The sequence below is a fragment of the Siminovitchia sp. FSL W7-1587 genome (genome assembly GCF_037963795.1).
GTDB lineage: Bacteria > Bacillota > Bacilli > Bacillales > Bacillaceae_C > Siminovitchia > Siminovitchia thermophila.
Genome location: NZ_CP150169.1, coordinates 1276003 through 1290531 on the forward strand (window position 1 = coordinate 1276003; position 14529 = coordinate 1290531).

Genomic DNA, 14529 nt, shown 5'->3' on the forward strand with positions numbered 1-14529 from the left:
TATTCTCCCCTATACGCGGGTATTTTCTTCTATGCGCGGGTATTTTCCTCTATCCGCGGGTATTCTCCCCTATGCGCGGGTACTTTCTTCTATACGCGGGTATTCTCCTCTATACGCGGGTATTCTTCTCCATACGCGGGTATTTTCTTCTATACGCGGGTATTCTCCTCTATGCGCGGGTATTTTCTTCTATACGCGGGTATTTTTCTCTATACGCGGGTATTTTCCTCCATGCGCGGGTATTCTCCCCTATACGCGGGTATTTTTCTCTATACGCGGGTATTCTCCTCTATGCGCGGGTACTTTCTTCTATACGCGGGTATTCTCCTGCATGCGCGGGTATTTTCTTCTATACGCGGGTATTTTCTTCTATAAGCGGGTATTTTTCTCCATACGCGGGTATTTTCCTCTATCCGCGGGTATTCTCCCCTATACGCGGGTATTTTCCTCTATCCGCGGGTATTCTCCCTTATACGCGGGTATTTTTCTCCATGCGCGGGACACTCCCCCTTACGCGGGGCTTCTTATCGCTTTCATAAAAACATGTTGACAAGTGAAAACGGTTAATATAGTATTTTAAACATATATTTTGAATTGCATACGTATGCAACCCTCTATTGCCCCACTTTGCATACGTATGCATCAAAAGGGAGAGAAAAAAATGGCAACTTTTTTAAAGAAAGGGAAAGTAGCAGAAGCAATTCAACAAGACGATGAGAAAATTTCTCAAATTGTAAGCTCTACCATTAAGAGAATCGAAGTAGAAGGGGATCGGGCAATCAGGGAATTGTCACTTAAATTTGATCATTGGAACCCGAACAGCTTTCGGTTAAGTTATGATCAAATCAATGAAATCGTATCTTCCATTCCTCAACAAACGGTCAAAGATATTGAATTTGCCCAAAGTAATATAAGAAGATTTGCAGAAGAACAGAGAAAATCGATGCAAGATATCGAAGTGGAAATAATGCCAAATGTTATTCTCGGGCATAAAAACATCCCGGTAAACAGTGTAGGATGTTATATTCCTGGCGGGCGTTACCCAATGGTAGCCTCCGCTCATATGAGTGTGCTAACCGCAAAAGTAGCCGGAGTCAAAAGAGTTATTGCCTGTACCCCTCCTATTAATGGACAAATTCCGGCCGCGACGGTCTATGCCATGCATAAAGCAGGGGCGGATGAAATTTATATTCTTGGCGGTATCCAAGCAATGGCTGGAATGGCTATCGGAACCGAGAGCATTGAACCGGTGGATATGATTGTGGGCCCTGGTAACGCCTTCGTCGCGGAAGCCAAGCGGCAACTCTTCGGCCGTGTAGGTATTGACTTGTTTGCAGGTCCCACGGAAACATTGGTGATTGCCGATGAAACAAGTGATCCGGAAATGATCGCAACGGATCTTCTTGGGCAAGGTGAACACGGACCAACTTCACCAGGAGCGTTAATTACCACATCCAGAAAAGTTGCCGAACAAACCCTCGAGGAAATCAAGAGACAGTTGGAAATATTGCCTACTGCCGATGTGGCCAAAGCGTCATGGGAGGATTATGGACAAATTATTCTGGTGAAAAATGAACAAGAAACTTTAGTAGAAGCTGATAAATTAGCATTTGAGCATGTGGAAGTCCTTACAAAAAATCCAGATTTCTTTTTGGAGAATATGACAAATTACGGTTGCTTGTTCTTGGGTCCTGAGACAAATGTAGCTTATGGAGATAAAGTAATCGGAACAAACCACACGTTGCCGACAAAAAGAGCGGCCAGATATACAGGCGGACTTTGGGTAGGAAAGTTCCTTAAAACGGTTACTTATCAAAAAATCACCTCCAAAGAACAAAGTGCCTTTATTGGAGAATATGCGGCGAGGCTATGCCAACTGGAGAATTTTTCCGGTCACGCGGAGCAGGCTTTACTGCGCGTTCGGAAATATGGAAACAAAGGGAAATAATATATGTTTTTTTAAAAAAAGTAGGTGCCTTTTATGATCAATATGTTCGGATTGATTGGCGGACTGATTTTATTAACCGTTCTTGTGATGAGAGGGATGAATCTTCTGATCGTTGCTCCCCTTTCGGCATTTTTCGTAGCAGTGTTGAATGGAATCCCTCTCTTTCCCCCGTTTGCTTCTGAAGACCAGACGGACTTTATCACTGGATATATGGATGGTTTCGCCGGATTTATATCATCATGGTATCTGATGTTTTTGGCAGGGGCCATTTTCGGAAAGGTAATGGAAGACAGCGGGGCAGCAGATAGTGTTTCCCGCTGGATTGTCGAAAAAATCGGTATGAAAAAGGCTGTGCTCGCCATCATCCTTGCCTGTGCCGTACTGACATATGGCGGAGTCAGCTTGTTTGTGGTAGCCTTTGCAGTCTATCCTATGGCAGTTAGCTTATTCAAGGAGGCCAATTTGCCCAGGAGATTTATTCCTGCCGCAATGGCCTTTGGTTCCACGACGTTTACAATGACATCTGCGGGTTCACCCGAAATTCAAAATTGGATTCCAATCCCCTACCTGGGTACAAGCCCATATGCCGGATGGGAAGTAAGTTTCATCACCGCGATGTTTATGCTTATTTTCGGCTATTGGTGGCTGATGAAAATGATCAGAAAAGCCGTTAGGAACGGTGAACATTTTATGGAGAGGGCCACCGATCATACCGAAATCAGAAACGATTTGCCGCATCCACTTATCAGTTTGATTCCTTTATTATTTGTTTTGATCGTTTCTTTCATTTTTCATGATACATTAGCCCAGTCGGCACTTATACTAGCGTTGCTTAGCGGTATTCTTTCAACATGGATATTAAATAGAAAGTATTTTAGAAACTTTTCGGCTGCGGTGGGCGAAGGTACGATAGGCGCTCTCATTGCCATCGGAAATACGGCTGCTGTTGTAGGTTTTGGGGGAGTTGCCAAAATAACCCCTGCTTTTGAATCCGCAGTTGATTTCATGACAAGTATTCCCGGAGATCCATTGATTGGAGGGGCCTTGGCAGTCATGGTAATCGCGGGACTAACAGGTTCGTCATCTGGCGGACAATCGATTGCTTTGCCCATCTTAGGACCTTTTTATTTAGATATGGGTGTCAATCCAGAAGCGCTGCACCGGACGGTCGCCATGTCATCGGGCACTCTCGATTCTCTTCCGCATGGCGGATATGCCGTGACGACAATAAGGGCGATATCAGGGGAAACTCATAAAGACGCATACCCCGCGTTTGGAGCTATGACAGTGGCCGTTCCCATCATCACCGTCATTCTCGCAGTCATTCTCTTTTCCCTTGGCGTTGGTATTTAGAAGTAATATAGATTTGTAAAGTGAAATACCATTTGCTCTGCGGCTGAAAACCTTCTTGACATTGGTATTTAAAGTAAAAATAGATTGGTAGAGTGAAGGATTTACAATCATACTTGAATAAACTCTTGGTCATCTATAAGTTGAAGCTGGGACGTAAGTAGAAAACAAATTGAAATTCCTTGCAAAATGTGAAAAACCGCGTAAAATCAAGGTATTTACATTGGGATCACCCTTAAATTATGCAGCTGATCGGCTGGATTGAGTTCGGTATTGGACCTGACTTAGTCCAGTTTTTTTTGGATCGTTCATTGTTATACCCGTAGATATAGTCTTCTATTCTCCTCATAGCTTACTAGTTTTTCCCCATAATACATTTCTTGCTTTAAAATGCCAAACAAATTCTCCATGGAGGCGTTGTCTGCGCAGGCTGCTTTACGCCTTTGCAGACCATGGCGAACGCTATACGGAAGCCCTCTCATTCGCGCTTCCCCTCTCAACATCCTTTCGTTGTTTTTGTATAAACCATATTCCGATGATCAGCGCGGCGCCAACCAAATCCGAAATGGTTTCGGGGAAAATCATCATGATGCCGCCGGCAAACAGGACCATGCGCTCCCAAGGAAGGGAATTGCGATAAAAGTGGCCGATAACGGCGCTGCTGACGGCAATCATGCCGACGATAGCGCCCATTAAAGCAATGATGAGCTTTAGTGGTGTAACGTCCACCAACACAAATATGGGATTATAAATAAAAATATACGGAACGATAAATGCCGCGATAGACAGTTTTACGGCCGTTACTCCGGTTTTAAATGGATTGGCCCGGGCAATCCCCGCTCCGGCATAAGCAGCCAAACAAACCGGCGGCGTAATATCAGCGACAATACCAAAGTAAAACACAAACAGGTGGACGGCAATAGGTGCGAGTCCAAATTCATTAATAAGCGCCGGGGCCGCTACCGTTGCTGTCACGACATAGTTGGCCGTCGTCGGAAGGCCCATCCCAAGGACGATACAAGCAATCATTGTAAAAAAAAGTGCCAAAATCAAGTGTCCTCCGGATAAGGCGATGATCCCTGCTGCAAATTTGGCGCCTAGTCCCGTAATACTGACGACTCCCGCAATAATCCCCGCGGTAGCAACCGCGGCAATGACCGGGAGGGCTACCCTTGCCCCCTGCTCCAAAACATGAATGATTTTCCGGAAAGAAAGCCTTGTGCCTTTTTGAAAAAAACTGATGACGAAAACGGCGCCGATCCCCAACATCGCGGCACGCTGCGGCGTAAATCCTGAAAGAATGGTGCCGATCATGAGAATGATCGGAAGCAACATATAGCCGTTGCGAAGCATTAAATCCTTAAATACAGGAAGCTGAGACTTTTTCATTCCAAAAATACCCAGCTTTTTTGCTTCGAAGTGGGTGCCGATGAAGATTCCGGTAAAATACAATGTTGCTGGAATGATCGCTGCCAGCATGATGGTCGAGTAAGGAACACCCAAATATTCCATCATAATAAAAGCGGCAGCCCCCATAATGGGCGGCATGATTTGTCCTCCTGTTGAAGCAGAGGCTTCTGCCGCGCCGGCAAACTCCGGCTTGAATCCGGACTTTTTCATCATGGGAATCGTAAAAGATCCTGAGGCAACCGTATTTCCGACAGAACTTCCGGAGACCATTCCTTGCAAGGCACTTGCTACCACCGCTGTTTTTGCCGTCCCTCCCGTAAATCGTCCTGTCAAAGAAAAAGCCAAATCATTAAAAAACTGACCAATTTTCGTATGAATCAACATGACCCCGAAAAATAAAAATAGGAATATAAATTTTGCTGAAATTTGAATCGGGGTTCCGAAAACACCACTTTCCTGATACCAGATGTTGGGTGCAATCCTGTCAACCGAAAAACCCGGATGGGATAATATCGTAGTTGGAATGTGCTTGCCAAAAATGGCATACAAAATCGTAATGCTCGCCACTACAACAATCGGTACGCCGACTGTTCTGCGGGTTGCCTCCAATACGAGTAAAATGCCGATGGCGGAAATAATAATGTCGATTGTGCTGTACCCTGTCACACGGCTTTTTAAGAGGGCGTCGAAAAAAATGATTTTATGGTAGGTAACATACATGGCCGTAAAAGCCAACACAACATCATACCATGGCACATTTTTTTGTAACCGGTGCATACCTTTTTTGGCCGGATATAACAAAAAAATGATTCCCAAGGCTGTTCCCAGATGGACAGCTCCTTGCTTTTGAGAAGGGAGTGTGCCAAAGTAGCCCGTATATAAGTGAAAGACCGTCAAATAAACACCTAAAAATGTGACTACCCATTTCCACCTCCCTATTCTTTGTCTAAATTGACTTTCTCTATCATATCTCTCCAGGATTTCCTGGGCATTTTTATTGAGATTTTCGTTCATGCGCACAAGCCACCACCTTTAGAAGTAATAGGCAAGAAAGAGATGACCACTTCAAATCATCTCTTTCCTTCATTAAATAGTGTGTTTTAACGTTAAAAAACTTCTTTTCTCAGCGTATTGATGTAATACGCCTGTCATGCACACAACTGAAAAAAGCTTTTTGCGTTCTTGTTAATTGGTGAAGTTTCTGCATTTCCTTTACGACAATTCTATTTTTCACTTATTTTTTCAATGACGATTATTGTTTTAAATCTTCCAAACTGTTAATTCCCGTTTTTTCACGAGTCACAATTTGAATGACTTCAGGATAAATATGGCCGATAAATGCCGCATTTCCCACTTCGGCACCTTCAAAGTCCCCTTCTCCCTTTACAGCCGCAAGAGCTGGTACATGCACAGTCATGCCCAGATCCATATTGCCATCGCGAATGCTGGACAGATTCTCAATGGATGCGCCAGTTTCAGTATTTGTAATATTAATGCCGTCCAAATACTTATTCCAAATATTGGCCATTTCTCCACCGAGCGGGTAATAGGTGCCACCTTGGCTTCCCGTCCCCAAAATCAATTCTTGTTTTCTATCTCCCTTGTCAGCCTTCAATTCCGCTACTGGATTATCCACTGTTATTCCCTGCTCTTCATAATACTTTTTCGCACCGGGATGGATCGGCATCCCTTCGGCGCCTTTTAACGCATTTTCAAGCGTCATGTGTACCGCTTGGGCGTGTGTATTTTCACTCGCTTTTTCAATCATCGTTTTGGCCAGCTCATAACCAAGTTCCTCGTCAATCGTATTCGTATTTCCCATTAATATAGCGTAAGCTGTCACTGTTTCTATATCCGAATCAAGGAAATCATACGTATCCTTCGGTATCGTATACCTTTTATAACCGCTGTTTTCTTCAATGTATTGAATGGCTTCATCTGAAAGCTCAAGCATTTTCACATCCCCTACAGATGCTTGGAGGCTCTCGATGCTTCCGGCAGGCAACCCAAGAATGCCAACGGACACATCAATATTCCCATCCTGTACCCCTTCTGCCGCGTCACCAAATCCTTCCTGAAATTCTTCAAAATGCCCTTCTTCAATCCCATACGCGTCTAAAATCAACTTCGAAGCAGTGTTTGTCTCACTGGCTGGAGGTCCTATCGCCACTTTTTTCTTCTCTCCGGCTCCCCCGCATGCGGCCAGAGTCAACATAACCACCATCATCAGCACCAGGAAACCCAACCTTCTTTTCCTATGCATCTTTATTCCCCCTTTTTTGATAGCGTTTTCATAAAAGCGTACTCATAAAATGTTATTCAATATAATTGCGATTTATTTCTTTAGATCATGTGGATATAGTGTTAGTATAACAAAAGAAAATTTATGGAACAATAAAAATTCTGAATATTTATATCCAAATGAGAAAAAATCAAATTTTTTTACAACAACAAGGTTCATATTTCGAACTTTGATCTCCACTTTTATAGCCTGCCTTTTACTCGATTATCAAGTTATTGAATCACAACATTCATAGCAATAATGCCCGTTATACGAGGCATGTTGAAAAGAAGATCATAAGGAAGAAATGCTAACACATAACGTGTTAAACGAGGCAGATCCTCGGTTTAATAGGTTTGATATAACCATGCATAAGCTAAATTTTTATTGTTTTTTCAAAAAATTCCTTGCAATTTGCCGAATGTTAGATATAATATTAAATGAAAATACTAATAATTCATTTAAAACCAAAAAGAAAGGAGGGGATTGAACAAAGTTGAGCACGATAGCTTTTGAAGAAGTGGGACAAGCCATAAGCGACTGGTACGAAGTTATCAAACAGCGCAACGTTTCCAAAGCCGTCGCCATGCAAGAAGAGATTAAAAACATGTTGCCAGGCATGGAAGAAAATCAAAATGTGTTACTCTACTTCAACTTGATTGACTCGCGCTATAAACTTATGACAGAGGAATATAAAGAATCCGGAAAGTTACTAGACAAGGTGAAAGCGAAAGCTTTAGAAGAAAGCACCGATAACCTGATTCACTATTATTATTATTTTTTCTCCGGCATGTATGAATTTTACAAAAAACGCTACATCAACGCGATCATCAACTATAAAATGGCTGAAAAACAGCTGGAAAAAGTACCTGATGACATTGAGAAAGCTGAATTCCACTATCGGCTCGCGATTGCATACTATCGAATCGATCAACATTTTTTTTCAATCACACACACTAAAATCGCATACGACATATTCAAAGCGCACGACATCTATAAAGAAAACATGATTAACTGTGAAATGCTGTTAGGTTTAAATAAACTCGATATGTTGCTACACAAACAAGCTCAAAAACAATATGAGAAGGCACATGCTATCGCGAAAGAAAACGGTTTCCGATACACCGAAAGTTTGACGCTTTTTAATCTTGGCATCTGCTTTGAACGGCAAAAAATGTTCAGAGAAGCTGCGAACTGTTTTAAACAAGCTTTAAGCATTCCTGAACATGTAGAATCATTTGTCGCCGTCCGCTCTACTTATATGATAAGCAAACTTCTGTTTCAACTGGGAGATTATGATGCTGCCCAGTCATGGTACGAAAAAGCGCTCAAAAGAGCCACGGATGAAGGAGAACAAGAATATCTGGCCAAGTTAAAACTGGTATACGCTTTATATGCAAAACAAAATGACCAAGAAGTGAGAAAAAATCTGCATGTCCTCGATGACATGGAACTTTGGACAGAAACAGCCGATCTTTCACTTGAAATCGCGGAATATTATAAAAGTAAGGCTGATTTTGAAAAAGCCGCGTATTATTTTGAATACGCTCATTTGGCTAAAGACAAAATTATCAAAATATCGGAGGAATTACTATGAAAAAAATTACTTTGTTCAGTCTGTTAACAATGTCAGTTTTATTGCTAGCCGTTCCTGCTTTGGCGAAAGAGACAAATGATACAAACAAACCCGTTAAAACTGCAGAAAAAGGTGTAGTTGCCTCTCCTACTATGCTACAAGTCAAATCATGAAAAAGCGTTAAAACAAAAAATCCGTGTAGCTTGTTCTAATGTTGTGTTAAGTGAGGTGGAATCTCACTCAGCACAACATGTCTTCAATTTTTTTATACTTTAGGAATTTCCTAACTCCAACAGAGTGAAACACGAATTTTCAACAATGCCAAGAGTGTACGGGTGCGATTAAATGTCAACTCCTTTTATTCTCCTTCAGTAAGGTATGGGGGAAAATTAAAGAAAACCAATGAATGCCGTAAAAGAGCATTCTTGGTTTTTCAATTTTAAATTTTTTAGACAGCAGCCCCCTTGAGGCAGATCTAATGAATCATTATCTAAGCCCCACTATTAATCTCTTCCGCATTTCGATTCATTTCATCAATAACTTCAAGAATTTTCCTGGCATCATCCATATTATCTTTAAACAAACTCACGATACTGCCAACCGTTCTGAATGATTCTTGTTGGAGTACCTTCTTATCAAGCGTGCCGTTTTTCACAACGTAATCGACAATAAGTTTTACGAACCGAGCTTGGTTCATATTTAAACGATTTTCAGATAGGAATCCCGAGAAAGCGGCATTAGCTGCTTGCGGATCTAGCCCAACAATCTGCCGGACAAGTTTGGTAATTGGGGTTTCACCAAAATCCCTTTCATAGTCTTCCTTCGTATCAAGTTCCTGCCACAGTATTTCTTCCAATGTTTCCACATCTTGTTTGGTTAATGGCTTATTATGATTCAGTTTATAAATGGCCATTTGATCTTTATGATCTTTTAAATAATGATGAACTTTTTTCTTATAACTTTGTAAGTCATTCACATGGAACATCGGGCCATTCTCTTTTACTTCTATAACCTGATCTTGAAAATTCGTATAATAAATCTTTTGTGTTTCCTTTTGAATAAACTTAATTAAATCTCTTAATGCTTCTCGTACGGAATCTAATTCAAATATATCCGCACTATCCCAAAATTCTTCGGTTAGCACTTTGTCAATGACGTATTTTTGCTCTAGTACTTGCGGAATCGTACCTAACTTGGATAATGCTTCTGCTGTTTGCACAACACTACGAATTGGCTTTGTTGCATTATTCGCTTGCAGTTTGGCTAATTCTATCGTGTACATCACTAAATCAAAGCTAATTAGCCCCTAAATGAACTTGGACAATAAGGGTAAAAAATAATATACTGCTTAATGTACCAAGGAGGCTAACAACATGACACGAAACAAACACTCCAAGGAGTTTAAATTACAAGTCATCAAAGAGGCCCAGGAGACAGGCAATAACAGCCTTGTTGCCCGCCGTTATGAACTGAATTCCAACATGGTATGCCGTTGGGTGCGGGAATATAAAGACGGAAAATATGGTGATGTTGATGTCGCTGTTTTACCAGATTTTGACCCGAAAGAAGTATCCAAGGAAAATGAAAAGCTTAAAACATTGCTTGGTGAAAAAGACCTTGAAATCGCGATTTTACGCGACATTATAAAAAAGAAAAACCCTCACTTGCTGAAAAAATTGAAGTAGCCGACCACTGGATTCAAAAAGGCTATTCTATTTCTAAGGTGCTAAAGGTCATAGGGATCGCTCGTTCCACCTATTATTACCAAAAGAACTACCGTGTGGAAGAGAAAAAAGTGAGTGAGGGACGTCCAGCACCAGGTTATTCCTTCACAGAAGACGGACGAAAAGTATCAGACGAACAAATCAAAGAATTCCTTCTGGAGGAAATTGCAGGCGATGGCTTCAACTATGGCTACCGCAAACTGACTAAGAGGCTTCGCCGCGAATATAGCCTTGTCATCAACAAGAAGAAAGTCTACCGGTTGTGCAAAGAGCTGGGTATCCTGCGTCCACAACGCAAAAAGAAGACCCAACACCCTAGGAAACTGGCACGAAACCGTACGATAACAGACTCAAACCAACTATGGGAAGCGGATATCAAATACGGCTACATCGAAGGGGAAGACCGGTTTTTCTTCGTCATGTCCATTATCGATGTATATGACCGTGGAATTGTCGCCTATCATAACGGATTAAGCTGTACAGCTAAAGATGCCGTCCAGGCACTTCAACAAGCATTGTTAAGACGCCAACAATTCAACGCAGCGATCAAACCAGTGATCCGAACAGACAATGGGCCACAGTTTGTTTCCCATACTTTTGAGGAATTTTGCGAAAAATACCATATGGAACATGAAAGAATTCCGCCAAGAACGCCGAATATGAATGCCCATATTGAATCTTTTCATCGAATTTTTGAAGATGATTGCCTCTCAAGGTGGCAGTTTGAAACCTATGCGCAAGCCTATGAAGCTGTCACGGATTTTATGGTCTTCTACAACGAAAGACGGATGCATTCAAGTATTTTGGACCTATCACCTCAGGAGTTTTACGAACAAAATAAGCATCATAAATTGGAAATCAAAGAGGTTCGCGTGTGATCGATTTGAGGGAGTCAGGGCCGATAGGAATCCTAGTCAGGCTACGAAAGGAGCCACAGCGCAGCTGCTTGCCATTTACCGCAGCGCCCGATTCTTAGTAGGCGGTGGAAGGGGTCGGGGCCCCGCCAACGAATACTTAGAATCGACTTGTCCGTGTTACCATCTGTTGCAGGCGAGCCTCTAGGCTTTTATTTTCGCTAACCTGCATGGATACCGCTACACGGACAAAAGCAAGGTCAATGGTGGCGGACAAGAAGCACAGAATCCAAAATCAAGAAATAGAGAGCTATTTTAAGAAAAAGATAGATTAAGAGTAACCATGTCCAAAATACGGGGGTTAATCCGAAAGCGTTTAGCAAATTCATCATCATCAAAAGGAGCGATGATTGGAGAAATATGGTCTTTGATTTCGTTTGTATCCAGAACAGAAAGCACCTGCCAATTATCCCGATTCTTAAATTTTTCCACATATTGCAGATGTTGTCTTACACGGAAGTTTTCATGATCTAGCGTTAAGATATCCCCAATTACTTCGTTTACAAGTTCATTACGATGTTGCATGTATTCCTCTAAAAATATTTTTTACTGGAATCCGCAGACCCATAAAGTGAAACTTCATTCAGTAGGCGTTTTTTTCCATCTCCTACTAAATGTTAGTTGAACGAATCGGGCATGTAGGTACCGTTTTCCCCCACTTAGACCCTTTGTGCCTTGAAGTCGTATATATGGCACCTTACATGCGGGGAAAAAAAGAAATCCGAACGAATTCGAATTCTAACGAAAGAATTTTGCATCATCGTTCGGATTTTTCTTTGGCTATAAACACTTTTGTTTCAGCCTCTTCAAATAGTCGATAAACCCTCAAAAGCTTAATGACAGCAAATCGTTACACCCTTTGGGATTTACTCGTCTTTTTTGGGGTTAACCAGCGACTTTTTCGATTTACTATTCACTTTTTCGGTTACTAGCCACTTCTGGAAGTTACTATCCTCTTTTACTACTCACGCGCCACTTCTAGAAGTCACTAGCCACTTCTCCGATTTACTAGCAACTTCTGGAAGTTACTTTTCAATTCTAGAAGTCACCATCCATTTTTAAGACTCACTTGCGACTTCTATAAGTCACTATCCTCTTTTCTGGCTTACTTGCGACTTCTGAAAGTTACTATCCATTTTTAAGAATCGCTTGCGGCTTCTGGAAATCACTATACACTTCTCCGACTTACCAGCTGACTTCTAGAAGTCACTGTCCATTTTTTAGTCTCACTCGCGACTTCTGACACGAATGTCCACTTTTCCAATTCACTCGCCGATCCAAGTAATGCCTCGTCATGTTCAGATTCGCTCACGGCTTGCCATCCACTTCCTTTGCAAGCTGAAGGGCTAGCCACATCCCAGTTAGGATGCAGCCGTAAGTTCGTGATGATTCTTTTTCATTTTCATCCATTGAAGGATCGTTATAATGATTAAGATCACTAAGCCGGCCAAGTCTTGAAGCATGTTTGGCGTAATCAGCATGATGGAGCCCAGGAACATAACGATCCTAAGCGGCCAACTGAGCGGAACGAAATAGTGGCGTTCCACAGAGATTCCGAGCATGATGACACCCGTGATGGAAGTGAGTGTTACGACCGCTCCTTCGAAAAAGGTTGTATCTATCATGAGCAATGCATTGTTGTAAACAAAAATATACGGTACGATAAACCCGGCGATGGCCAGTTTCATCGACACAAAGCCGGTTCGCATCGGACTTCCCCCTGAAATACCTGCCGCAGCAAAAGCGGCGAGCGCCACTGGAGGGGTCAGGTTTGCAAACAATCCGAAGTAAAAGACAAACATATGAGCGACGAATGGTTCAACGCCCAATTTTACAAGGGCGGGAGCGGCCATAGTCGCAGTAATGATGTATGTGGGGATACTGGGCAGTCCCATTCCCAAAATGATACAGGCGATCATCGTGAAGATAAGAGTCAACATTAAGCTTTCTCCACCGATCGCAACGATCCCATTTGCGAGCTTTAAGCCAAAGCCGGTTAATGTTGCGACTCCGACAATAATGCCCACGGCGGCACACGCAATCGCTACCGACAACGCGGATCGTGCCCCATCTTCCAAAGCGCCCACAATATCTTTAAAAGACATTCTGGTGGTTTTTCTTAATTGGGCAACAAGGACAGTGATGATAATCGTCCAAAAGGCGGCGAATATGATTGTCTTTCCGCTGAAAAAGAGCATATAGATTAAAAATACGAGCGGCAAAAACAAATGTCCTCTTTCTTTCATCACTTCTGATATTGTCGGCAACTCTGAACGCTTGATTCCCTCCAATCCTTCTTTGGAGGCGCGAAGGTGAATTTGTGTAATGATGCCCAAATAATATAAAGCGGCCGGCAAAATGGCTGCAAGGGCAACGGTAGAATACGGAATACTCAATACTTCTGCCATAATAAAGGCTGCGGCTCCCATGATCGGCGGCAAAATTTGCCCTCCAACGGAGGCGGTCGCTTCTACAGCACCGGCGAAGTTATTCTTGTAACCGATTCGCTTCATCAGCGGAATCGTAAAAGCCCCGGTCGTCACTACATTTGCGATGGCCGAGCCGTTAATACTGCCGAGCATGCCGCTCGCCAAAACAGCTACTTTCGCGGGTCCGCCTTTTGTGTGGCCCGCAACCGCCAGGGCAAAATCATTGAAAAATTGTCCCATTCCCGATCTGCCGAGCACGGCACCAAATAAAATGAACAGAAAAATATAAGTGGCGGACACACCGATAGCGGTTCCAAATATTCCCTCTGTTGTCACATAAAGCTGGTTGACGACCATGTCCCACTCATAACCGCGATGCCTGAATATGCCTGAAAAATTTCTCCCATATAACGCATACAAGAAAAAGAGAACGGCCAAAACCGGCAGTGCCCATCCTGTTACCCTTCTTGCCGCTTCCAGTACGAGCACCACAAGTAGTACACCAAATACAATATCGGTATTGTTCGGTATCCCTCCCCGCTGAATGATCCCTAAATAATCCGCAAAAAGATAAACGCTTGTCGCCACCGATAAAAGCGCCAAAATCACATCATACCAAACAAGTTTGCTGCGGCTCCCTTTTTTGCGGGCGGGATAAAGCAAAAAGATGAGCGCCAATACGAACGCAACATGTACCGAACGATGTTTTAATGTTGGAGGAGCTCCCAATACCGAAGTATATAAATGATATAAGGAAAAACCGACGGCAATCAGAGTGATAATGAGCGTTATTTTTTTATTTTTAAATACCCTGAACCGAGATTCCGTATCGTATTTTTCTAAAATTTTCAAATGTCCATCTGGAGTATGCTCGTCTTGATTTACTGCTTTCTCCAT

Annotated in this window: 9 protein-coding genes and 2 pseudogenes; 5 read left to right on the plus strand and 6 right to left on the minus strand. The window is 42.5% G+C overall.

Going from position 1 to position 14529, the window contains the following annotated elements; translation table 11 throughout:
- The first annotated feature begins 661 nt into the window (after window positions 1-661).
- Window positions 662-1948, plus strand: a complete 1287-nt coding sequence (hisD, locus tag NST31_RS06005) for a histidinol dehydrogenase (RefSeq protein ID WP_339164547.1) — start codon at window positions 662-664, stop codon at window positions 1946-1948.
- A 33-nt stretch (window positions 1949-1981) separates the two neighbouring features.
- Window positions 1982-3301 carry an SLC13 family permease gene (locus tag NST31_RS06010; RefSeq protein ID WP_339164549.1) on the plus strand — a complete coding sequence of 440 codons (1320 nt, stop codon included), beginning with the start codon at window positions 1982-1984 and terminating at the stop codon, window positions 3299-3301.
- A 237-nt stretch (window positions 3302-3538) separates the two neighbouring features.
- On the opposite strand, the pseudogene NST31_RS06015 reads toward NST31_RS06010, so the two are convergent.
- From NST31_RS06015 to NST31_RS06025, 3 genes and pseudogenes are all read right to left on the minus strand, one after another.
- Window positions 3539-3738, minus strand: a pseudogene (locus NST31_RS06015) (IS3 family transposase); the annotation flags it as partial.
- 22 nt (window positions 3739-3760) lie between these two features.
- On the minus strand, window positions 3761-5722 hold the full coding sequence (locus tag NST31_RS06020) for a TRAP transporter permease (protein WP_339164550.1): 1962 nt from the start codon (window positions 5720-5722) through the stop codon (window positions 3761-3763).
- A 238-nt stretch (window positions 5723-5960) separates the two neighbouring features.
- On the minus strand, window positions 5961-6971 hold the full coding sequence (locus NST31_RS06025; RefSeq protein WP_339164552.1) for a TAXI family TRAP transporter solute-binding subunit: 1011 nt from the start codon (window positions 6969-6971) through the stop codon (window positions 5961-5963).
- A gap of 514 nt (window positions 6972-7485) precedes the next feature.
- Here NST31_RS06025 and NST31_RS06030 point away from each other — a divergent pair.
- Together NST31_RS06030 and NST31_RS06035 are read left to right on the plus strand one after the other, a co-directional pair.
- A complete protein-coding gene (locus NST31_RS06030) occupies window positions 7486-8586 on the plus strand; it encodes a tetratricopeptide repeat protein (RefSeq protein WP_339164553.1) in 1101 nt (366 codons plus the stop codon).
- On the plus strand, window positions 8583-8738 hold the full coding sequence (locus NST31_RS06035) for a hypothetical protein (protein WP_339164555.1): 156 nt from the start codon (window positions 8583-8585) through the stop codon (window positions 8736-8738). The genes NST31_RS06030 and NST31_RS06035 overlap by 4 nt, the downstream gene beginning before the upstream one ends.
- A 317-nt stretch (window positions 8739-9055) precedes the next feature.
- Here NST31_RS06035 and NST31_RS06040 read toward each other — a convergent pair.
- A pseudogene (locus NST31_RS06040) lies at window positions 9056-9859 on the minus strand (type I restriction-modification enzyme R subunit C-terminal domain-containing protein); the annotation flags it as partial.
- A gap of 79 nt (window positions 9860-9938) precedes the next feature.
- Here NST31_RS06040 and NST31_RS06045 point away from each other — a divergent pair.
- Window positions 9939-11167, plus strand: a protein-coding gene (locus NST31_RS06045) for an IS3 family transposase (protein WP_212951973.1) whose coding sequence is annotated in 2 segments (ribosomal slippage) — window positions 9939-10227 and window positions 10227-11167 — 1230 coding nt in all. Because the reading frame shifts where the segments join, the coding sequence is not laid out codon by codon here.
- A 291-nt stretch (window positions 11168-11458) separates the two neighbouring features.
- On the opposite strand, the gene NST31_RS06050 is transcribed toward NST31_RS06045, so the two are convergent.
- The gene (locus tag NST31_RS06050) at window positions 11459-11728 is read right to left on the minus strand and encodes a hypothetical protein (RefSeq protein ID WP_339164557.1); all 270 of its coding nucleotides are present in this window, start codon (window positions 11726-11728) and stop codon (window positions 11459-11461) included.
- Between the two features lie 836 nt (window positions 11729-12564).
- Window positions 12565-14529 (minus strand): TRAP transporter permease, encoded by a 1965-nt coding sequence (locus tag NST31_RS06055; protein WP_339164559.1) that lies wholly within the window; start codon window positions 14527-14529, stop codon window positions 12565-12567.